At 48.6% G+C, this 21,467-nt stretch carries 17 protein-coding genes and 1 tRNA gene; 12 read left to right on the top strand and 6 right to left on the bottom strand.

The features are described 5' to 3' along the window. The first annotated feature begins 51 nt into the window (after window positions 1–51). A complete protein-coding gene (gene hemL / locus Q0991_RS16955; protein WP_299490445.1) occupies window positions 52–1,350 on the top strand; it encodes a glutamate-1-semialdehyde 2,1-aminomutase in 1,299 nt (432 codons plus the stop codon). 220 nt (window positions 1,351–1,570) lie between these two features. After that, complete coding sequence (locus Q0991_RS16950; protein WP_299490443.1) at window positions 1,571–2,902, top strand: diguanylate cyclase; 1,332 nt, start codon at window positions 1,571–1,573, stop codon at window positions 2,900–2,902. On the opposite strand, the gene Q0991_RS16945 is transcribed toward Q0991_RS16950, so the two are convergent. The 3 genes from Q0991_RS16945 to sat form a co-directional block, all read right to left on the bottom strand. Beyond that, on the bottom strand, window positions 2,903–3,304 hold the full coding sequence (locus tag Q0991_RS16945; protein WP_299490441.1) for a hypothetical protein: 402 nt from the start codon (window positions 3,302–3,304) through the stop codon (window positions 2,903–2,905). It lies immediately after the preceding gene. 229 nt (window positions 3,305–3,533) lie between these two features. Further along, a complete protein-coding gene (locus Q0991_RS16940) occupies window positions 3,534–5,837 on the bottom strand; it encodes a caspase family protein (protein ID WP_299490439.1) in 2,304 nt (767 codons plus the stop codon). A 104-nt stretch (window positions 5,838–5,941) separates the two neighbouring features. Beyond that, complete coding sequence (gene sat, locus Q0991_RS16935; RefSeq protein ID WP_299490437.1) at window positions 5,942–7,108, bottom strand: sulfate adenylyltransferase; 1,167 nt, start codon at window positions 7,106–7,108, stop codon at window positions 5,942–5,944. Window positions 7,109–7,228: 120 nt separating this feature from the next. Between sat and Q0991_RS16930 the strand changes: the two genes are divergently transcribed. From Q0991_RS16930 to ppc, 3 genes are all read left to right on the top strand, one after another. Then, complete coding sequence (locus tag Q0991_RS16930) at window positions 7,229–8,680, top strand: phosphoglucomutase/phosphomannomutase family protein (protein WP_299490435.1); 1,452 nt, start codon at window positions 7,229–7,231, stop codon at window positions 8,678–8,680. A gap of 23 nt (window positions 8,681–8,703) precedes the next feature. Then, a complete protein-coding gene (locus Q0991_RS16925) occupies window positions 8,704–8,913 on the top strand; it encodes a hypothetical protein (protein WP_299490433.1) in 210 nt (69 codons plus the stop codon). 389 nt (window positions 8,914–9,302) lie between these two features. After that, the gene (gene ppc / locus Q0991_RS16920; RefSeq protein ID WP_299490431.1) at window positions 9,303–12,371 is read left to right on the top strand and encodes a phosphoenolpyruvate carboxylase; all 3,069 of its coding nucleotides are present in this window, start codon (window positions 9,303–9,305) and stop codon (window positions 12,369–12,371) included. Window positions 12,372–12,410: 39 nt separating this feature from the next. Here ppc and Q0991_RS16915 read toward each other — a convergent pair. Beyond that, window positions 12,411–12,483: transfer RNA gene (locus tag Q0991_RS16915), tRNA-Ala, on the bottom strand. A 282-nt stretch (window positions 12,484–12,765) separates the two neighbouring features. Here Q0991_RS16915 and Q0991_RS16910 point away from each other — a divergent pair. The 5 genes from Q0991_RS16910 to pdxA all read left to right on the top strand — a co-directional run bounded on the left by Q0991_RS16910 (window position 12,766) and on the right by pdxA (window position 16,417). Then, on the top strand, window positions 12,766–12,915 hold the full coding sequence (locus Q0991_RS16910; RefSeq protein ID WP_299490429.1) for a hypothetical protein: 150 nt from the start codon (window positions 12,766–12,768) through the stop codon (window positions 12,913–12,915). Between the two features lie 115 nt (window positions 12,916–13,030). Further along, window positions 13,031–13,444: a hypothetical protein gene (locus tag Q0991_RS16905; RefSeq protein WP_299490427.1), complete on the top strand. Its 414-nt coding sequence runs from the start codon at window positions 13,031–13,033 to the stop codon at window positions 13,442–13,444. Between the two features lie 96 nt (window positions 13,445–13,540). Then, entirely contained in the window at window positions 13,541–14,086 is a 546-nt protein-coding gene (gene nrdR / locus Q0991_RS16900; protein WP_299490426.1) for a transcriptional regulator NrdR, read from the top strand. A 231-nt stretch (window positions 14,087–14,317) separates the two neighbouring features. Further along, window positions 14,318–15,295 (top strand): 30S ribosomal protein S1, encoded by a 978-nt coding sequence (locus tag Q0991_RS16895; protein ID WP_299490425.1) that lies wholly within the window; start codon window positions 14,318–14,320, stop codon window positions 15,293–15,295. 48 nt (window positions 15,296–15,343) lie between these two features. Next, on the top strand, window positions 15,344–16,417 hold the full coding sequence (gene pdxA / locus Q0991_RS16890) for a 4-hydroxythreonine-4-phosphate dehydrogenase PdxA (protein WP_366524983.1): 1,074 nt from the start codon (window positions 15,344–15,346) through the stop codon (window positions 16,415–16,417). On the opposite strand, the gene hppD is transcribed toward pdxA, so the two are convergent. After that, window positions 16,412–17,482, bottom strand: coding sequence for a 4-hydroxyphenylpyruvate dioxygenase (gene hppD, locus Q0991_RS16885; protein WP_299490424.1), 1,071 nt, complete (start codon window positions 17,480–17,482; stop codon window positions 16,412–16,414). The two genes, pdxA and hppD, sit on opposite strands and share 6 nt — an antisense overlap. Window positions 17,483–17,745: 263 nt before the next feature. Here hppD and Q0991_RS16880 point away from each other — a divergent pair, with 263 nt between their 5' ends. Beyond that, window positions 17,746–18,792 (top strand): alcohol dehydrogenase catalytic domain-containing protein, encoded by a 1,047-nt coding sequence (locus Q0991_RS16880; protein ID WP_299490423.1) that lies wholly within the window; start codon window positions 17,746–17,748, stop codon window positions 18,790–18,792. Between the two features lie 3 nt (window positions 18,793–18,795). Here the strand turns inward: Q0991_RS16880 and Q0991_RS16875 are convergent, their stop codons facing one another. Next, on the bottom strand, window positions 18,796–19,767 hold the full coding sequence (locus Q0991_RS16875) for an NDP-sugar synthase (RefSeq protein ID WP_299490422.1): 972 nt from the start codon (window positions 19,765–19,767) through the stop codon (window positions 18,796–18,798). A 365-nt stretch (window positions 19,768–20,132) separates the two neighbouring features. On the opposite strand from Q0991_RS16875, the gene Q0991_RS16870 reads away from it, so the two are divergent. Further along, the gene (locus Q0991_RS16870; RefSeq protein ID WP_299490421.1) at window positions 20,133–21,383 is read left to right on the top strand and encodes an LCP family protein; all 1,251 of its coding nucleotides are present in this window, start codon (window positions 20,133–20,135) and stop codon (window positions 21,381–21,383) included. Window positions 21,384–21,467: the final 84 nt, after the last annotated feature.

Here is a 21,467-nt window from a genome sequence, read left to right as displayed (position 1 = left end):
GCATTGATCATTCAACCATTCAGCGAGTCCGCTGATTTTAAGGAGAAAACGTTGCTTACTGACACCTTCAATACAACCAAGTCAGAGGAAATTTTTGCCGCAGCGCAAAAATTGATGCCTGGTGGCGTCAGTTCACCTGTCCGTGCATTTAAGTCCGTGGGTGGCCAGCCGATTGTCTTTGATCGGGTTAAAGGGGCGCATGTTTGGGATGTTGATGGTAATCAATATATTGATTACGTTGGCACCTGGGGGCCTGCGATTTGCGGCCATGCCCATCCTGAAGTCCTAACGGCCCTTAAAGAAGCCTTAGACAAAGGCACCAGCTTTGGTGCGCCCTGTTTGTTGGAAAATGTGCTGGCTGAAATGGTGATTGATGCCGTTCCCAGCGTGGAAGTAGTCCGCTTTGTCAATTCGGGAACTGAAGCATGTATGTCAGTCCTGAGATTGATGAGAGCCTTTACCAGTCGGGAAAAAGTGATCAAGTTTGAAGGCTGCTATCACGGCCATGCTGATATGTTTTTGGTCAAGGCCGGTTCAGGTGTCGCCACCTTAGGATTGCCTGATTCTCCCGGTGTACCCAAAACCGTGACCGGAAATACCCTCACAGCTCCATACAACGATTTGCAGTCTGTGCAAGCCTTATTCTCTCAACATCCCAATCAAATTGCTGGGGTGATTTTGGAGCCGGTAGTGGGTAATGCAGGATTTATTCCACCTGATGCTGGATTCTTAGAAGGTCTGCGCGAAATCACTAAAGAGAATGGTGCCTTACTGGTCTTTGACGAAGTGATGACTGGCTTCCGGATCTCCTATGGTGGGGCTCAGGAAAAGTTTGGCATTACACCCGATCTCACGACGTTAGGTAAGGTGATCGGGGGCGGCTTACCCGTAGGTGCTTACGGTGGCCGTCGAGACATTATGAATTTAGTTGCTCCGGCTGGACCGATGTACCAAGCGGGTACTTTGTCTGGTAATCCCCTCGCAATGACGGCAGGGATTAAAACCCTAGAATTGCTCCGACGATCAGGAACCTATGATCAGCTGGATCGGGTTACAGGTAAGTTGATCTCTGGCCTACTGCAAATTGCTCGAGAAGCTGGCCATGAGGTGTGTGGAGGGCATATCAATGGCATGTTTGGCATGTTCTTTGCTGCGGGTCCTGTCCATAGTTATGACGATGCCAAGGCCGCAGATGCCGCTAAGTTTGCCAAATTCCATCGCGGCATGTTGGAGCATGGGATTTATCTCGCGCCTTCTCAATTTGAGGCAGGTTTCACCTCCTTGGCCCATACTGATGCAGATATAGACCAAACCCTTGAGGCCGCTAGAGCGGTATTGTCTAACATCTAATCACCTGTTTGCAGGGCTGAGCTAAGGACGATTGTTGGAATTAATCGTTTGAGGGAGGCGAACACGCCTCTCTTTTTTATGGTTTATGCATCCTGAATTGGGCTGCCATCGATAGCGATGGCAGCGGGCTTCGATCCGAAGAACTGGATGTTGCACAACAACTGATGGGGATCGGGGGAACCCTAGTACTATACCCCTCTCATTTCATCTTCAGTGGTCCATGTCCTTACGGTTTGCCCCACAGTCATCCTTGCACCAACGCCTCAGAATAGGGCTAGGAACCATGCTGATGCCCCTGCTTATGCTGGCATGGGGTGCTTTGGTTGCCTTTGAGGGAGCTTTAGATAGTTTTGAACATCAAGAGAGTATTAGTCGAGAAGCCCTGTTCCCCCTTGCTGAGGTTGAAGGGGAACTTCTGGAATTATCGGGTTTAGCGATCCATGCCCAACCGACCCATGGGATGACCTTGAGGAATTACCGCCGCAAAAAGCTGGTGATTAAGTCCCAACTGGTATTACTCTTGGACTATTTTCAAGGCCAGTCCACAGAATTGAGTGCCGTTCAGGAGATTCAGCGTCAGTGGCGGGAGATTGCTCAACTGTGCCAGCAGATTTTTGATGCAACCGAAGCCCAGCAGGAGGCCAAGTTAGCCAAGGCAAAAACCCAGCTTAGCCAGCAACTACAGAAGATCTTAAACAATACGCAGGAGCTGAATTATCGGTTAATTGCCTTCCAAAATGAGGCCAACGTTGAACATGCTAAGGCCGTGCGAGCACAGGTGCGGCGACTGGTTGCCATCATTTCTTTGTTCGCCCTGGTGTTAGCCGGATTGTTCGCCTTTAGTTTGTCTCGGTCAATTACAGTTCCGCTGCGCACCTTGGCTCAAGGGGTGGAGCAACTCGGCCAAGGTGCGTTGGATCATCGCATTACGCTCACGACCCAGGACGAATTTAGCCATTTGGCTGACACGTTTAATTTGATGGCGAGTCAGCTAGAGCAGAGCCAACAGGATCTCTACCGGCTGGCGACCCTGGACGGCCTGACCGAAGTTTACAATCGTCGGGAGTTTAATCGGTGGTTGATGGTGGAAATTGAGCGATCGCAACGCAACCCCCATCCCGTCTCTCTGATTATGGTGGACATCGATCATTTCAAGGCGCTGAATGATACCTATGGTCATCAGGCCGGTGATCTAGCCCTATGTGAAGTGGCCCAACTCCTCCAGCGAGAAGTTAGACCCGGTGATATTGTTTGCCGTTATGGCGGTGAGGAGTTTGCTGTTATTCTTCCGAAAGCAACGATGACAGATAGTCAGGCTGTTGCCGAGCGAGTGCGGTTGGCAATTGTCGAGCAACCCGTGATTCTTCCCTCTTTGGAACCTATTGAGATGACGGCCAGCTTGGGTGTAGCGACCTATCCAGATCACGCTGACACCAAAGAGCACTTGAGCAAACAAGCGGATCAAGCGCTCTATACGGCTAAACATCTAGGTCGGAATCGTGTCCAGTCTGCTCAGCAAAATGATGGTGTAGCGAGTCAGGCGACGATCTAGCTATTTTTTATCAAACAAGGCCCCTAAAGTGTCAGGATTGAGCATGTTGCAATCCATTAGTTTGAGAGCCAAGGCAGTGCCCACTCGATTCGCCACTACTTGCTTCAGCTTCGGTTGGGTTTGGGCAGAAGCCAATAACTGACCTTCTAGGGATAACTCACTCGTTTTGCCGCCTTTACTCTTGCGCATTTCCTTCAAGAGGTTCCGGGTATCTTCGCAAGAAGAGGCCGAAATCCGGGCGGCCACCGTGTCACTCATTCGGGTAATGATAGCAAATGTCGTTTCTTCAGGAATTCCCAACTGGTTCGAATTAGTTTGCGCATGGGCGCTCAAAGGTAAGACTGCACTCAAGGCGACAAAAACGCAGCTGCCTAAAGACACCAAAGATTTGCTATTCGTCATATTCCACTCCTAATGTTTGTACGATTGACTGAGGTTTATGGGACCTTAGGTCTCCATCCACGCGCCTCCTATAGTATGACTATCACTTGAATTGAAGCCAACTTCAGTGATCAATATCATCTGGCGAACGTGATGACATCCTAATGCAAGACGCCAACGATATACTCCCCAGCCCTTTTGCAGAAACTGAGGTATTACGAATGCTGCCTAGGGTTCAAACGCTAGCCGCTCAAACGACCTCATGGGTAAACTGAAACGTTGCCCACTGATCAACATCCCAAACCCAGTTGCTATCCGAAGCAATTCCCCTTTGCTCTGCCGTAGAGGCGCTGTTGTCATGCAAATCTTGGAGGACGTGCTGAGTCACATCTAGGGGGTTCATCAAGCGGACAACGACTGGAAAGGTGTTGCTAGACGGGCGGATTTTGCTGGCAATCGCCCCTAATCCCTTCGCGAATGGTGAGCGGCTCAAAATAATGTAGGTGGTTGCAATGCCGTCTGGACCTCGCACTACATATTCATTGGTTGGAAATGGGACGGTCAGCGATGCTTGGGGGGCGATAAAGTCCTGCCTGATCTGGGAGGAATTTAACAGGGCTTCTGGAGAATAGATAGAAAAAAATTGGGTACGAGTATCAACCCCCAAAACTAGCCAATAGAGCGGGGTATCGCTATAGTTATGCATGCGATATTGAATATGCTGCCCACTGGCAAGCTGCACGATTTGCCCTTGCTTCTCAAACGAAGATGGGGATGAGTGACTGTCTTTCCAATCCCACGGGGCTCTCACTGTAAATTGTTGGGCTAAGATCTGATTCTTCTCAGCATCCATCGATTCCAATATCACCGCTGCGCCGACTCCCGAGGAAAAATCATTAATGGTTAGATCGAGGGTCTTACGGGCCAATAATAATTTCAGAGTGTCATGCAGTTGGTTGACCGCCGTCTTGATCGCCTCACCGGGTTCTCCTCGGGTATCTGCTAATTCTTCCCCCCCTTGAGAAAATAGCCCATACTGTGTTTGAGGGGGCAGCCCAGGAGGGTCTTCCGTTTCCTCCGATAGGTCAGTGGGAACGGAATTAACAATGACTCGAGAAGAGGCGGATGCCTGGGTAAACAGGACGTCCGCAGTTTGTGTCCCCGCAATGACTGGGTTGATATTGGGCATATCTGAAAATGCGCTAGTGGCATCAACCCGCTCAATTCGATTGAGTTGCGACCCCAGGGCAACGTTTAGGTTGATCGATCGAGAGATAACGCGAAAGGCCTCTCGAATTTTCTGGCCTGAGTTGATCTGAGCTTCTTGGTTACAACGTCCCGTCCCGACGCACCCCCGGAAAGACTCTAAATGGATCAGCAGATCTGGGTTGACTGGATTAGACTCGGACGCCCGATCGACGGGTTGATCGGAAACGGATTGAGAACTGGACGGATTGCCGTCATGGGCTGTGACCTTAAAGCACGTGGTAGCCTCGTAATGACCAACGACTTGCGGTAAGACGCCACCCAGCCAAACCGTTACACCCTCTCCGTTGTCCTCAATGTTTGTGACCACACCATCTGCATTGTCCCCAAGGGATAATGCAGACAAGACATCAGAACCCACCTGCCCTCTTAAGCCTGGTTGCTGGACCCGACCGACCTGATGTTCAACATCCGATACAATCCGGTTGAAACTGGCCAGGAATTTTTGAGGGGGAAAGATTTGCCACAAGTGCTGAGTGAGGGCATGGGTGAATAACCCAGAGGAGAAGTCATGCCATTGGGCTTCAACGGCAGTGTGGGGACCCTGGTCTGCTAACAGAATCAGTTCCGAGGGCGTTTGGCGTCGCTGGGACTGATTGAGGAGCTTCTCCTGGAGTTCTCGGTCTCCGGGTAAGTCCGTCTTCTGCTGGATACTGGGTTGCGATCGCACCCGCAAGTTTCCCAATAAAGCCTTTCCGGGATAAGTAAATCCAGCATCCAAAACACACAGACTGTGTTGGGTATTGAGGGAACGAAACCAAAGGGCCAACTGTTCCTGCAACAAGGCATTCTCAATACTTTGGCTATTTTCAGAACTTTGAATATCCCCGTCGAAGGGGAGCAATACCTTGGAAGGTAAGGGCGTTTTTGCTTCTGGCGCAGCATCAACATATCGATTTAAGACACATCCATAACCACTGAAATGAAAAATGACGGAATCTTGAGCACGAGCTTGTTCGATCAAATGAGTGGTAAACGCTGCTTCGATATTCTTGTAAGTGGCCTGCTTGTTTTTAAGAACAACAATGTCATCCGGATGAAAGCCAAACCGATGAATCAACAGCTCTCGCTGCAATTCCAAATCCGTCAAACACCCCTTCAGCTTGGTCTGTTTACCCAAATCTCGATATTGGTTAATGCCGACCAAGAGGGCTAGCTTTCGAGACGTAGGCTGCGCTAGCACCTGTTGATATTGATCGGTAAATCTCCACAGAAATACATCACTCAAACCTAAGCCAGCCAGCACTAAGCTAGTATTTCGCAGTAAAGCGCGTCGGGTCAGTGCCATGGTGTAATGTCTAGGGAGAGGGCCTACTGAAGGGCAAAAAGGTAGAACCCATCATCAGCAACGGGTTCCTGTTTTCACTATATCGCCGTTTGTGGAAGCAAGGCTTAAGCTTTCATCGCCGCCGCCAATTCAGCAGCCACTTCTGGGCGAGAAAACTCAGGTGGGGGGAGCTCCCCTCGTCGCAACATCTCTCGGACTTTGGTCCCGGACAGATGCACCCGATCTTCCGGCCCGCTGGGGCTGGTTTTCGTAGTTGCCATTGACAGGGTCTTCTTGCAGTAAAACGCATGCTCAAACTTCATGGGCGTAATCCCCAATGCCTGAGCATCTAAGGTATCGAAAATATGCTGGGCATCATAGGTGCCATAGTAATCCCCTACACCTGCATGGTCGCGGCCCACAATAAAGTGAGTACAGCCATAGTTCTTGCGGACCAACGCATGGAAAATTGCTTCGCGGGGACCCGCATAGCGCATGGCAGCTGGGTTAATCGCCAGAATGACCCGATCCTTCGGGAAATAATGCTCCATCATAATTTCGTAGCAGCGCATCCGCACATCAGCCGGAATATCATCACTCTTGGTTGCGCCTACCAAAGGATGTAAGAACAATCCATCTACGGTTTCTAACGCACATTTTTGAATATATTCATGGGCGCGATGAATAGGATTCCGTGTTTGGAATCCAACAATTGTTTTCCAACCCTTTTCACGGAACAGTTGACGGGAGGCAGCCGGGTCAATTTGATACGCTGGAAACTGGGGGTGGGGCTGACGCTCCAGCAACCAAACTGGACCTGCAAGATTAACAGCACCCTGCTCAAACACCACTTTAACGCCAGGATGCTTCATCTCGTCTGTTTTATAGACTTGGACCGCTTCCTGAGTCTTGTCATAGGTGTATTTTTCGGTCAATTCGAGGACACCCACAAAAGCACCCGTTGAGTCATCTAGGCGAACCCAGTCACCAATATTGAGGGCAGCAGCCACTGCTTCATCAACGGATAAGGTCACCGGAATTGACCAAGGTAACCCATTCTCCAGGTGCATGTGATGAACGACTTGCTCATAGTCCGCCTGCCCCATAAAACCAGCAAGTGGGCTAAAACCACCAATGGCAATCATTTCCAAATCAGAGGTTGCTCGCTTATCAAGCTGTACACGGGGTAAGTTATCGCCCTTGGCAAGCAGGTCCTGTTTTTGGGCCTCAGAGGCAACCCGATGAATGAGTGAGCCACCATGTGGCGCGATGGCATCTGGGTGTTGAGTCAAAATAAACCTCCCTAAACTGCGGTTCACTCAAAATCATAAACTAAAGATTAAGTTTTGTTAGTAATTGCGGGTTAACTTTTGGTGTGTAGGATGTAGAGACAGTATCCTGGCGGATTCCCTATGCCTAATGATTTAGCATCCTCAATTAAATTTGGAACCGATGGCTGGCGTGGCGTGATTGCCAAAGAATTCACCTTCGAGCAGCTGATCCAGGTTGCCCCGATCGCCGCCCAAATCCTAGCAGAAACCTATGGCAGTGCTGATACTCACCACCTAGTGATCGTGGGATACGATCGCCGGTTTCTCTCCGAAGAATTTGCCCAAGCCACAGCCGAAGCCGTCCAACAGGCCGGGTTTGATGTGCTGTTATCCAACACCTTTGCCCCCACCCCCGCCTTCAGTTGGGCTGCCTATCACCGCCAAGCCCTTGGTGCCCTTGTGATTACCGCTAGCCATAATCCTGGGATTTATTCTGGCCTTAAGGTGAAAGGGGCATTTGGCGGTTCGGTTCCTCCTGTTGTCACTCAAGCTATTCAAGATCGCTTGGCTAAGGCTCCCGTTTCTACCTCTACTGAAGCGGGAACATTGGATACCTTTGATCCCTGGCCAGATTATTGCCAGGTTCTGCAATCGAAGGTTGACATGAAGGTGATCAATCAGGCCATTGACCAGAAGCAACTTACGGTGTTTGTGGATACCATGCATGGGGCAACCGCTAGTGGCTTGCAAAGATTGCTGTCTGCCGATATCAAGGAACTGAATTGCGATCGCGATCCGTTATTTGAAGGCGGTGCCCCCGAGCCCCTGCCCAAATATTTAGGAACACTGATTCAATCCATCCAAACCCATGGCCAGCAAGCACCTACAGATGAGGCAGTAGTAGGCTTTATCTTTGATGGGGATGGAGATCGGATTGCGGCAATGGATGGTCAAGGCAATTTCCTCAGTTCCCAAATTTTAATTCCGATTCTAATTGAGCATCTAGCGGCTCGTCGGCAGTTTCAGGGTGAGGTAATCAAAACTATCAGTGGTTCAGACTTGATTCCCCGAGTTGCAGCCCTCTACCAGCTCCCCTTGCATGAAACGCCCATTGGCTATAAATATATTGCGGATCATATGCTATCCGCTGAAGCCGTTTTGATTGGGGGTGAAGAATCCGGGGGGATTGGATATGGGACTCACATCCCCGAACGGGATGGTCTGCTATCCGCCCTATATTTACTGGAAGCGGCTGCCCAAACCGGGCAAGATCTAACGCATTTATACCACCAGCTACAAACGAAAACAGGGTTTACTAGTTTCTATGATCGGATCGATCTCCCGTTATCTTCAGATGCCGATAAACAGCAGCTGATGGATCAATTGCAAACGGCCCCTTTTAAGCAAGTTTTAGATACAGAAGTCACTGATGTACTTTCTATTGATGGTTTTAAGTTTTGCTTAGCCGATCAGAGCTGGCTATTGATTCGTTTTAGTGGAACTGAGCCCGTTCTGCGTCTCTATTGTGAGTCCCACCAGCCTGATCGCGTTGCCAAAATCCTGGCTTGGGCAAAAGATTGGGCCTTAAGTTAATTAATACCGAGAAGGAGCTTAATATGTTCTCCCCCACCCATTTCCCCCCTCCCTCCCAGCCTCTATTGTTGAAACCTCAACAATTAGAACTCCTGATCAGCCTGGCTATATTGCCCTTATTAGTGGGATTGTTGGCGCAACAACAGCTTTCTCAATGTGTTCTCACCTTTGGAGGTTGGTTTGAAAGCATCTTTCACGGGATTGCCTTGCCGTTTGTGGAGATTTCAGATTAAGCGGATGGACGGTCTTTCCCAGACTTAGGATTGAAACCCTTCTAGTAGGAGAAAACAATCAAAAATGGTCATTCAACGCCTAATGAAGATGATTGATCAACATTAAGTCCTAAAAATAGCCCTTTATGGTTACTCATCCATGAAAGTCACCCATCAGTAAACATCTCCCATCCCACCAATCGCTGGAATCATCAGAACTTGGCTTTGAGATCTGTGCCTGGGTAACAGTTGTAATCAGAGGTTTACCCCCTAGAATTGTGGTAGACCTATCTTGTCTGTCTCTATGACCTTTTTCTGCTGAGGGTATCAACCCATTCAGATCCCCAATCACCTTCAATTGTCTTCAGTACCCTCCCTCCACGAATTATTACTATCTGAGTTGATACGCTATGCGTTCTACCCTCGACCGTGTCTATCCCCACCCCGTTCGCCCCACACGAATAGAGTCGTTACTCCTCCATCGCATTAAGGTGATTGAAGACTTGTTGGAAGCTGTCCTCAAAGATGAGTGTGGACAAGAGTTAGTTGATCTCCTTCGGCAACTGCGGTCCATGTGCTCACCGGAAGGACAAGCCCCTAGAGTGCCTGAAGCTGAAGTTCTCAAAGTAGTCGAAAAGCTCAAACTGGACGAAGCCATTCGGGCTGCGAGAGCTTTTGCACTCTATTTTCAGCTCATCAACATTGTTGAGCAACATTATGAGCAAGAGGAAAGTATTATCCGAACGAGGGGAACCGCCCAGGCCGCGCTCCAGACTCATCTGGACAATGGAGGAAGGTCTTCAATTGCAATCCCTTCAGAACAGGCCCAGCACAACGGTGGGGCTCATCTCCCTGAGCCCAGTTTGTTCGATACCAATTTGCGTGAACCCAATGCGGGAACATTCGGTTGGTTATTCCCTAAATTGAAACAGTTAAATGTTCCTCCCCGCCACATCCAAAATATTATTCAGACCTTGGATATTAAATTGGTTTTTACTGCCCATCCCACCGAAATTGTGCGGCAAACCATTCGGGCCAAGCAACGACGAATTGCCCGCATCCTCAGTAAATTAGATGAAGCGGAAACAGGTTTAGCGAATAACACCCGTTCTCACTGGGAAGTAGATGCGCTGCAGGCTGAACTCACGGAAGAGGTGCGTTTTTGGTGGCGGACCGATGAGCTCCATCAATTTAGACCCACGGTTTTGGATGAGGTCGAATACAGCTTGCACTATTTTCGGGAAGTTCTATTTGATGCGATTCCACAGCTTTATCATCGTTTGACCCAACATTTACAGCAGGTCTTTCCGAAGCTAACGCCTCCTCGGCATAACTTTTGCCAGTTCGGATCCTGGGTGGGGTCTGATCGGGATGGCAATCCCAATGTCACCCCGGGAATAACCTGGCAAACCGCCTGCTATCAACGAAATTTAGTCCTCGAAAAATATATTGAGGCGGTCAAGAAACTGATCAACTTATTGACGTTATCCCAGTACTGGAGTGAAGTCCCGCCTGGCTTGGAAAAGTCCTTGGGCCAGGATCAGCTGCAAATGCCAGAGGTGTACGACAAGCTGTCAATTCGTTTTTTGGGAGAACCGTATCGGTTTAAGCTTTCCTATATTCTCAAGCGACTGGAAAACACACGCGATCGCAATCAGCAACAGGCGCAACTGGTTGATTTCTCCCAGTCGATGCATCCGCAAGGGATGAATGATCAAATCTATTACCCAACAGCCCGTCGTTTTTTAGCGGAACTCCACATTGTGCAAGAGAACCTCCAAGCCACGGGGATTCATTGCCGCGAATTAGATAACTTGATGGGGCAAGTCGAAATTTTTGGTTTTAATCTGACCCAGTTAGATATTCGCCAGGAAAGCGCTTGTCACTCGGACGCGATCACTGAAATAGTGGATTATCTGCAGCTTTTACCCAAGCCTTACAACGAGCTGTCGGAAGCGGAACGATGGAATTGGCTCGTCAAGGAATTACAAACCCGTCGCCCCCTTATTCCGCCTGAACTCCCCTTCTCTGACAAAACCCAGGAACTGATCAATACCTTCCGCATGATTCGGCGGCTGCAGGAGGAGTTTGGAGTTGAGATTTGTCGCACGTATATCATCAGCATGAGCCATGAGGCGAGTGACCTGTTGGAGGTGTTGCTTTTAGCCAAGGAGTCTGGACTCTTCGATCCCACCACGGCGACCGGAACGCTTCATGCGATTCCCCTATTTGAAACGGTGGATGATTTGAAGCGAGCCCCTAGCGTGATGACCCAATTGTTTGAGTTACCGCTGTATCGGAACTATTTGGTTGATTCTCTGGCGCCCCCAGTCCCTTCCTCTGCATCAGCCGATGACCCGCCAGCGCCTCTGTCTTTGCAAGAGATTATGCTGGGATATTCGGATAGCAATAAGGATTCAGGCTTTCTCAGCAGCAATTGGGAGATCTACAAAGCGCAACAGCGACTCCAGGCGACGGCTGAACCCTATGGCATCTCCCTGCGTATTTTCCATGGTCGTGGAGGATCGGTAGGGCGAGGAGGTGGCCCTGCCTACGAAGCGATTCTCGCTCAACCCGGTTATAGCGTCAATGGCCGCATCAAAATTACTGAACAGGGCGAAGTGGTGGCCTCTAAATATTCGTTACCCGAATTAGCCCTGTATAACTTGGAAACCATCTCTACCGCGGTGATCCAGTCCAGCCTGTTGCGATCCACGATGGATAGCATTGAACCCTGGCATGAAATTATGGAGGACTTAGCGGCGCGATCTCGCAAACGATACCGAGCCTTGATCCATGAACAGGAAGACTTGGTGGATTTTTTCTATGAAGTGACTCCTATCAACGAGATTAGCCAATTGCAGCATGCTGCTCGACCTGCCCGAAGGCGAGCAGACAATCGAAGGACATTAGATGGATTGCGGGCTATTCCCTGGGTGTTTAGTTGGACCCAGAGTCGTTTTCTTTTACCCGCTTGGTATGGGGTGGGTACCGCGCTCCAAGATTTTCTAGATGAAAAGTCTGCTGAGCACTTAACCCTCTTGCAATACTTCTATGGCAAGTGGCCGTTCTTTAAGATGGTGATTTCCAAAGTGGAGATGACGCTTGCAAAGGTTGATTTACAAATTGCTCATCACTATCTTCAGGAATTAACGGTATCTGAAGACGTCGATCGTTTTGAACGATTATTTGAACAAATCGCCCAAGAGTATTACTTAACCCGAGAAATGGTTTCCAAAATTACAGGTCATCAGCAGCTCTTGGATGGAGATCCCAACCTTAAGCGTTCCGTTCACCTGCGCAATGGTTCCATTGTGCCTTTGGGCTTTTTACAGGTGTCACTGCTGAAACGATTGAGACAGTACCAGCGCCAACATAGTGTGGCGCAAGGATCTGGCAATGTCAATGATAAAGACCTGCTCAGAGGGGCTTTGCTTACCATTAACGGCATCGCCGCTGGCATGAGAAACACGGGTTAAACCCGTAGCATCCTCAGTAGCTTCAGGGATTTAATGAAATGGAGTTAAGCGGATTCGAACCGCTGACCCCCTCAATGCCATTGAGGTGCTCTACCAACTGAGCTATAACCCCTGATTGCGAATATCATCATGCCCCGAAAAACATCCATCGTCAAGCACTTAATTGAGAACGATGGGATAAAACACCACTTAAAAGCGCAGGATTTTGATGAAGCTTCAAGATTTGCAGTCTTATTTTATGTTTCTTATTAAAGATATATATTCAGAGTAATCAGACTTATTAAAATAACTAATCACCCAAGTTATGATCAGAGTATGAGATTGTGACCTTTGGGTCTAATGTGAATGGGAATCAAGACTTTCCATTCATCGATGTCGTCTATGGGAGTCGAATATGAAACTCATTAAATTACTATCTCAAGGGATTAAATACTTATCTGAGGCTGTGGGCCGTATCTTTGCCCCTAGCGATGATCACTACCCAGCTACAGGGACCGTTCCTTTCTTGGGCGATCCCAACTATCAATCAATTTGGATTGATTAACAGACCCTCATAACAAGATGAGTACTAGGAATACGGATTGCGTAGCTCAATCTATTCCTAGTACAGCTCTGGTGTCTTCGCAATCATTAAGTTCATGCCGATGTAGGCATCCGTTATGACAGAAGGGCTAGTCTGGTTGGCCTTGCTTGGCGTTTTTATGGGGTTAGTAAGAGCGGGATGGCTTGAGTATCGCAAAGTTGAAGCCTATCGTTTATGGGCAAAATCCTTCGAACGTGCCAAATACGATATTTATGCTGTTTTGGGACAAAAAGGGCAAATCATAACATGGGGGTTGCCCACGCCGGATGGCCCTACCCACCTAAAAAGTTGTGATATTAGAGATATTGACACTGTTCAGGTTTTAGTGGATGGTCAACCCCTTAGTGTTGATATTCAGGCAAAAAATCCGAAACAGATCCAGTTGCAGTTGTTCCGACAAGGTGGAGAACAAGGTATGCAGATCCCATTCACAGAGGTAGCCTTGGCAGTAGAATGGGCACAGTACTTAAGTGACTTGTGTAAGCCTTGAACTATTTTTTTATCGCAAATACGTCAAGCGAAGGGCGACTTCTCCTTAGCTTTGGTTATCAAGGTTTAGGCACTCAACGACAGAGGGATAACCAGTATGCAATGCCCTTTTTGTCAGCATACGGATAGTAGGGTTTTGGAATCTCGGTCTGCGGAAGCAGGCCAGAGTGTTCGGCGTCGACGGGAATGCCTCCAGTGCAATCGACGTTTTACGACCTATGAACGGATTGAATTTGTCCCCATTATCGTCATTAAACGGAATCAAGATCGAGAATTGTTCGATCGGTCAAAGTTGCTGAAAGGCATTATGACTGCTTGTGAAAAGACGGGTCTCCCTGCTGTTCAACTTGAAACGCTGGTTGATGATGTCGAAGCTGAATTGCAACAAAAAGCGTTGAAGGAAGTCACCAGTACCCAGTTAGGGGAAACGGTATTGTCAAAGCTAAAAATACTGAGTGAAGTTGCTTATGTGCGCTTTGCTTCCGTTTATCGGCAGTTTCGGGGTATCAGAGATTTTGTGGATGAATTGGACCAGCTAAAGGAGTCTAATACAGCTGACATCCCTCCCCCAAGGCCACTTCAGGAAGAAGAGCAGTCGATACAGCAAGGTACATCCTATGCAGCGGCCCATCAAAGCCACTGAGCATACGGGTCAGCGGTATGACTGAGCCCCTAAGACTTTGTAGGAAAACCTAGAAATGATCGTTTAGGTTACAGATATTGCGCTAGGATGATAGATCTAGTGCCAAATTTTGCTAGATAGATGTCAAGAACCTTCTTGACATCACCCTGAATCTCCTAAAACACAGGTCCTTACGGACAAAGGAGACGTCATTATCCACCATTAGTAAGAAACACCTAGGAATATTAGAGAATGGTCAATCGGGAAACCACACTGCCAGATATTGGCTTTACTCATGACGATTTCGCCGCTTTACTGGACAAGTACGATTATCACTTCAATCCCGGCGACGTTGTGGCAGGTACGGTCTTTAGTCTGGAACCCAGAGGGGCTCTGATTGACATTGGTGCCAAGACAGCAGCTTACATTCCTATCCAGGAAATGTCCATTAATCGGATTGAGGACCCAGATGAGGTTTTGCAATCCAATGAGACCCGTGAGTTTTTCATTCTTGCAGATGAGAATGAAGATGGGCAGCTGACGCTTTCGATTCGCCGTATTGAGTATATGCGGGCATGGGAGCGAGTTCGTCAACTGCAAACGGAAGATGCAACTGTTCGCTCTTCTGTATTTGCGACCAACCGGGGGGGTGCCTTAGTTAGAATTGAAGGACTGCGTGGATTTATTCCCGGCTCTCATATCAGTACCCGAGCCACTAAAGAAGATTTAATTGGTGAAGAACTACCCCTCAAGTTTCTAGAGGTGGATGAAGAACGCAATCGCCTTGTGCTAAGCCATCGTAGAGCCTTGGTTGAGCGGAAGATGAACCGTCTGGAAGTCGGCGAAGTCGTGATTGGCACGGTGCGCGGTATCAAGCCCTACGGTGCTTTTATCGATATTGGTGGCGTCAGTGGTCTACTGCACATTTCCGAAATTTCCCACGACCACATCGACACGCCTCACAGCGTCTTTAATGTCAACGATGATCTGAAGGTGATGATTATTGATTTGGATGCTGAGCGGGGTCGGATCTCCCTCTCCACCAAGCAGTTAGAGCCCGAACCTGGTGATATGGTCAAGAATCCTCAGCTCGTCTATGACAAAGCGGAGGAGATGGCTGAACGGTACCGACAGCAAATGATGGCCCAGCAAGAAGGTGGGCAAGCCGAGGCAGATACTTCTGCAGGTGAAGCAACCGCAGCTCCGGAGGACAGCGCTTCTCCCGCCTAGTGTTCGTCCCTCAGCGAGTATACAACTTAAGGATGATATCTCGTCTCCATGATTGAATCTCATCCTATACCCCGTCTTGCTATCCCTGTGGGTGATCCAGCAGGAATAGGGCCTGAGGTTGTCCTGAAAGCATTGAGTTTGCCGCTCCTGAATGACGCCGCTAGTATTTGCGTGATTGGGGAGCGGTCCTCATTTGAGGCTGCTTATAAACATCTCAAAGAACAATCGGGGTTGAATAACAGGAGCAGTCTTGTCCATCCTCAAGACCTCCAATTCCTAGAGATAGAACTGAACCTATCCTCCACTACATGGGGGCAGCCTTCGGCTCAGACGGGCGCGGCCAGTTTTCAGTATTTGTCTATGGCTATCTCGGAGGCTCTTGAAGGAACATTTGATGGCATTGTCACGGGGCCGATTGCTAAGTCGGCCTGGAAGGCAGCAGGACATGATTACCCAGGACAAACAGAATATTTGGCAGAGCGGTCTCAGACTACGAAATATGGCATGTTCTTTGTGGGCTCCTCTCCCTATACTGGTTGGCAGCTTCGGACCTTACTGGCAACGACCCATATCCCTTTATCGGAGGTTCCTCGCCAACTTTCGCCTCAGTTACTGACAATGAAGGTGGGACTGCTGAAGAAGACTCTACAGCGTGAGTTCGGTATAGAGCGTCCGAGGGTTGCGATCGCAGGTCTGAATCCCCACAGCGGCGAACAGGGGCAGTTGGGGCGAGAGGAAATCGATTGGCTGATTCCGTGGATACGGGAGATGAGATCGCAACATCCTGACCTGACTTTATCGGATCCCATTCCCCCCGACACCCTATGGGTAGGGCCAGGGCAAGCTTGGTATGGTCCCCGTGATAAAACAGCACAACCTAAAACTTATGACGCTTATTTAGCTCTCTATCATGACCAAGGCTTAATTCCCGTTAAGCTGATGGCTTTTGATCGAGCTGTTAATACAACTATTGGTCTACCCTTTGTCCGCACATCTCCAGACCACGGCACAGCTTTCGATATTGCTGGCAAGGGGATTGCAGATCCCACGAGTATGATTGCTGCGATTCAACTCGCTGCCACTTTAGTTCGCCAACGACAGCAAACCCAGGACAATCTATAGCAACACTCCTCGTTTCTGTTGTTCTCGCTCAATAGCCTGAAACAGGGCCAGAAAGTTTCGCTGTCCGAACCCTTGGGCCTGTCGCTGGCGCTCAATAATCTCAAAGAAAAAGGTAGGCTGCTGAAAAATAGGCTTTGTGAAGGTTTGCAATAGAATCCCAGCTTTGGCGTCCTCCTCAAAATCAGCTAGAATCTGGTGTTGCTCTAGAGCTGACCAGTTGATGTGAGCCTGGGCGAACTGGTGCCGTAGTTGTTGGTAATAGCTTGGTGGAATATCTAGAAGGGATAGTCCTTGGCTTTTGAGTTGAGAGACCGTATCTAGAATATTTGAGGTTCCCAAGGCAATATGTTGAATGCCAGGCCCTTGATTGAAATCCAGAAATTCTTGAATTTGGGAGTTGTCTGAAGTCGGCTCATTAATCGGAAACTTAACCTGACCCTGGGGATGAGTTAACACTTCACTGCGCAGACCCGAACGACGCGTTTGAATATCAAAGTATCGGTGGGTTTCAAATCCAAATACTTTCTGATACCAATTCACAGCAGTTTGCAATTGATCTTTACCAACGTTCAAAACGCTATGATCAATCTGCTTGAATAAACGCCGACTCATTTCAACCTTTGATAGCGCTTGGGCTGAGAGTGGAATGAGGTCAGATGGCAAAATTGAGGTTTGGCCTTTTCGCTCCACTAACGTATGTTCTAATGTCCCCCATCCTTTAACTCTGCCCCAAACCAACGTACCGTTGTCTTGCTGCTCTTCAGTCAAGGGGTGCAACAGGGTTACGCCCTTCTGCACAGCACGGGTGAGGGTAGCCTCAACATCGGATACCCGAAAAGCCAAATCGACCACGCCAGGTGGATGTTGCTGGAGGTATTGTGCAGCCGGGCCAGCCTGATTCAAGGGACTGACAATAATACAGACAATGGCCTCTGAAAAGACGACTTCAACCTGTTGATTAGACGTTGTGGCGTTACCGAGATATTGGAACCCTAGAACGTTGGTAAACCAACGACGGCATTGCTTCGCATCATGAGCATAGAAACGAATATGATCAAAATCCATAGATCACAAATACCGATCTTGAATTGACGTTTAGGGTGCTGGCTGAACTACTATAGGCAGCCTTTAGCGAGAAGCCCATAGACGTAATGAAAGGGTTACGCAGGCTTACCCCTTAAACCTTAGCGAATCTCTAGATAATGGGTGAGGGACTTCATAATAAAACAACCTTTAGCAGTTGATCTATGAGTTTCAGGTCAGCACAAGACAAAGAATTCAGCGATTCCCGTTAAGATGATGGAGCTGAATAGAGGACTGAAATTAACGTGCTAGCAGCGGTATTACATGGCCAAACCGATCTCCGCCTAGAAACAGTTCCAGATCCAACTCCCGATCCGGGAGAAGTGGTGATTCAAGTGGATGTGGCTACAACCTGTGGCACGGACTTGAAGGTGTGGCGACGCGGGGGCCATGCCAAAATGCTCAAGCCGCCTACACTCTTTGGTCATGAAGCAGCGGGCCAAATTGTGGCTATAGGAACAGGGGTTCAAGGTTGGTCCGTTGGCGATCGCGTTGTTGCTAATAATTCAGCCCCCTGTGGGCACTGCTTTTTTTGCCAACGACAAGAATATTCCCTCTGTACAGATTTAACCTTTAATAACGGGACATTTGCCCAATATTTACGGATTCCAGCTGCCATTGTGGAGCAGAACCTGCTCCCTATCCCAGAACGTGTATCGACAGCCGTTGCCTCTTTAACTGAGCCCTTGGCCTGTGTTTTGCATGGCATTGACCGCTCTGGTTTTAGGTCTGATCACCCCGATTCTCCCCCTCAACGAGTGGTTGTGATTGGAGATGGAGCCATTGGTCTGATGTTTGTGGGAGTTTTAGCCCATCGAGGCGCAGAGGTAATTTTATTCGGTGGGTCCGATCAGCGGTTGCAACTGGGACAGAAACTAGGCGCTACCCATATTTTTAATCACCATCACACGGATTTATCAGCTACCACTTTTGAGCTAACTGAAAACTACGGGGCTGATGTGGTGATCGAAGCAACAGGAGTGCCTAGCGTCTGGGAAACGGCCATTTCCTGTGGTCGTCCAGGGGCAACTATCAATTTATTTGGGGGATGTCCTCGGGATACGAGTATCACCGTCAATACCAATTTATTGCACTACGGTGAATTGACCTTAAAAGGGGTCTTTCACAACACCCCCACCTTTGTGAGAGAATCGCTAGCCTTGTTAGCCAGTCAGAAGCTGCCTTTCGAACAACTCCTGAACGATACCCAACCCCTCAATAACCTGGGGCAGGTGTTTGCAGATATGCGCGATCGCAAAACCATCAAAGCCGTTATCCTACCTAATACCTAACATCTATACAGCAACTGTTCCAGGGGGATAGATACCGGGTGACAAGGGTCGGTCAATTAACCCACAGGCCCCTAAGATTACCCCGCTAGAGATCTCTGCCTGAGGACCTAGCTTAGCGTTCTCCCCCACAAAGCAAGGCCCAGATAGCTTAGCTTCAGGATCGATGGTGGCGTTATTAGCGACCCAGACTTGGGGCTGACGTTCTTCCATCTCCTCTGGTAAAGGGAACGGCATCTTTCCCTGCAAAATATCTAAATGAGCCCCGTAGAATTTAGCCGGTGTCCCGAGATCCATCCAATAACCCTCCCAAACCAACCCAGAAATCTTCTGGTGGCTCGCTAAAAGGTTGGGAAAAACCGTTCGTTCAAAACTCAGGGGCTGATCGGCAGGATACTGAGCAAAAATCTCGGGATTCAGCACATAGGTGCCTGCGTTAACCGTATCAATGCCTAAAGTAGCTGCTTCCTCAGGGGTAGGTTTCTCTCGGAAGGACTGAATAGTGCCAGTGGAAGAATACTCGCTGGCGGTGACATCTTTCAGCTCGACTAAACCAAACGCAGTGGGATCATCTACCCTTGCCAAGGCAATAGTGGCTTGAGCATTGGTTTGTTCATGAGCCTGCATCAAAGCCCGCAGATCGAGGTTTGTGAGGATATCAGCATTGAAAACAACCAAGGGTTCTCCCGTATAGTATGGCTCTGCTAACTTCATCGCTCCGGCTGTATCCAACGCCTCTTTTTCAATGACGTATCGAATCTTTACACCAAACTGTTGCCCATCCCCAAAAAAATCTTGAATTTGGGTGGCCTGGTAGCGAATATTCATCAAAATATCGGTTAATCCGACTTCTTTACACCGCTCCACCATCCAACTCAGAAAAGGACGCTCAAAAAGGGGCAGCATGGGTTTAGGACGACGTAATGTCAGGGGTGACAGTCTTGTTCCTTTTCCGCCAGCGATGATTACGGCTTGCATAGTTAATAACCTTAAGTTCTAAGAAGAAACTGGGTAAACTGTCAGTCAATATAACCAATCCCCTTGCCATACAAACCTAATTGTGTAGAATCGTAGCGTTAAGCGCAAAGGGAACCGTCGAAAGCCAAGAATCGTCGCCCTTTGTTAACCCTTCACACAAAATTACCGTGGCCGATAATATCTTTGATAGTGCCAACGTAAAAAAAGGAGCATTTCCCACGAAACGCAAAGCCAAACAGCGAGCTGCAAGTGGATCGAGATCTGCTCGTCAGCACAAAAAAGCAATGGCAAACCCATCGTTCAAGGAGAATCGGTTGGGGAAGTTAGTGAGATGGCTGAGTTGGGGGATAACTTTTTCGGTCGCTATGACCTTTTCTGTTGGGCTAGGCACAACCTTGGCGTTGGTGGCTCCTTTTCGCCTTTTGGGAGAAAAAGATGGCCCTGTCTCTTTACCCGAACTGTTTCAGGGAGGGCTACGCTATGGGATTTCACGCCCGGTCAATATCATTGTGATGGGCGTTGATCTCAATTTAGACAAGCCTGAAGAGGGGGAGACCTACGACCCCTTTAAAAGTCGCAGCGATACCATGCTGCTGGTTCGCCTAAATCCTGGCAATGATCGGGTGAGTATTCTTTCGATTCCTAGGGATACTCGGGTAGAGATTCCTGATGTTGGACTGACCAAAATCAATTCAGCTAATTGGTGGGGAGGACCGGATTTGGTCACTGAGGTGGTCAGCAAAACCCTGAATGATGTCCAAATTGATCGCTACGTTCGAGTGAGTACCGGGGCATTTCGTGAGCTGGTGGATGTGGTCGGTGGGGTTGAGGTACATGTCCCGTTTGCGATGCAATATGAAGATCAAACGCAAAAGCTCAAGATTGATCTGAAACCCGGATTGCAAAAACTTAACGGCGATGAGGCTGAGGGGTTTGTGCGATTTCGCAATAAAAACTTAGGCGATATTGGCCGAGCCCAACGTCAACAGATTTTGCTGAGAGCCTTGCAAAAGAAAATGGCTAATCCTGCTATGTTGACTCGTCTTCCTCAAATTCTGTCTGTTTTGCAAAAGCATATTGACTCGAATTTGAGTGTGGGGGAAATGCTGGCCTTGATGCAATTTGGCTTGCAAATCAATTCTGAGCATCTGCAAATGGTGCTGCTCCCTGGCCGTTTTAGTGGTCCAGAGGAATATGAGCTCAGTTTTTGGCTGATGGACTTGGCAGGTATGGATCGAGTCATGCAGACCTATTTTGAGGTCTCACCGCCCGTTGGCTATGAAATTGTGGCTAGAGACCCTTCCCAAATTCAAGACATCAGAATAGTGGTTCAAAACGCTTCAAACTCTCCTGATGGGGATACAGTGATGGTTGAATACCTCCAACGCCAGGGGTTCAGCAATATCCATTACGCCGATGAAGATTGGCCTCATTCTATTGCCAAAACCCAGGTCATTCCGCAATGGGGGGATCTAGAATCTGCAGAATATTTGCAAACATTACTCCCAGACAGCCAACTGCTAGCGAATTCTACAGGTGATTTAGGCTCGGACTTAACAATTCGGGTGGGTCAAGATTGGCTGCAACAGCAACCTGCTAGCTCTTCAGATTCTTGATCTGAACATTAACCTTGCCAAAGTCATCGGTTTATCGCTAGTATGAGATTCGCTATCCTCAGTAGCTCAGTGGTAGAGCGGTCG

The organism is Acaryochloris sp. IP29b_bin.137, assembly GCF_028285745.1.
In the GTDB taxonomy this organism is placed as follows: domain Bacteria; phylum Cyanobacteriota; class Cyanobacteriia; order Thermosynechococcales; family Thermosynechococcaceae; genus Acaryochloris.
Note: the sequence above shows the minus strand (reverse complement) of the source record. Positions and strands in the feature narration are given on the sequence as shown.

Bases quoted from the DNA above. Each gene is read 5' to 3' on its own strand.
- Q0991_RS16950 (WP_299490443.1), top strand. From the start codon at position 1,571: ATGTCCTTACGGTTTGCCCCACAGTCATCCTTGCACCAACGCCTCAGA.
- Q0991_RS16945 (WP_299490441.1), bottom strand. From the start codon at position 3,304: ATGACGAATAGCAAATCTTTGGTGTCTTTAGGCAGCTGCGTTTTTGTC.
- Q0991_RS16940 (WP_299490439.1), bottom strand. From the start codon at position 5,837: ATGGCACTGACCCGACGCGCTTTACTGCGAAATACTAGCTTAGTGCTG.
- Q0991_RS16930 (WP_299490435.1), top strand. From the start codon at position 7,229: ATGCCTAATGATTTAGCATCCTCAATTAAATTTGGAACCGATGGCTGG.
- Q0991_RS16925 (WP_299490433.1), top strand. From the start codon at position 8,704: ATGTTCTCCCCCACCCATTTCCCCCCTCCCTCCCAGCCTCTATTGTTG.
- ppc (WP_299490431.1), top strand. From the start codon at position 9,303: ATGCGTTCTACCCTCGACCGTGTCTATCCCCACCCCGTTCGCCCCACA.
- Q0991_RS16910 (WP_299490429.1), top strand. From the start codon at position 12,766: ATGAAACTCATTAAATTACTATCTCAAGGGATTAAATACTTATCTGAG.
- Q0991_RS16905 (WP_299490427.1), top strand. From the start codon at position 13,031: ATGACAGAAGGGCTAGTCTGGTTGGCCTTGCTTGGCGTTTTTATGGGG.
- nrdR (WP_299490426.1), top strand. From the start codon at position 13,541: ATGCAATGCCCTTTTTGTCAGCATACGGATAGTAGGGTTTTGGAATCT.
- Q0991_RS16895 (WP_299490425.1), top strand. From the start codon at position 14,318: ATGGTCAATCGGGAAACCACACTGCCAGATATTGGCTTTACTCATGAC.
- pdxA (WP_366524983.1), top strand. From the start codon at position 15,344: ATGATTGAATCTCATCCTATACCCCGTCTTGCTATCCCTGTGGGTGAT.
- hppD (WP_299490424.1), bottom strand. From the start codon at position 17,482: ATGGATTTTGATCATATTCGTTTCTATGCTCATGATGCGAAGCAATGC.
- Q0991_RS16875 (WP_299490422.1), bottom strand. From the start codon at position 19,767: ATGCAAGCCGTAATCATCGCTGGCGGAAAAGGAACAAGACTGTCACCC.
- Q0991_RS16870 (WP_299490421.1), top strand. From the start codon at position 20,133: ATGACCTTTTCTGTTGGGCTAGGCACAACCTTGGCGTTGGTGGCTCCT.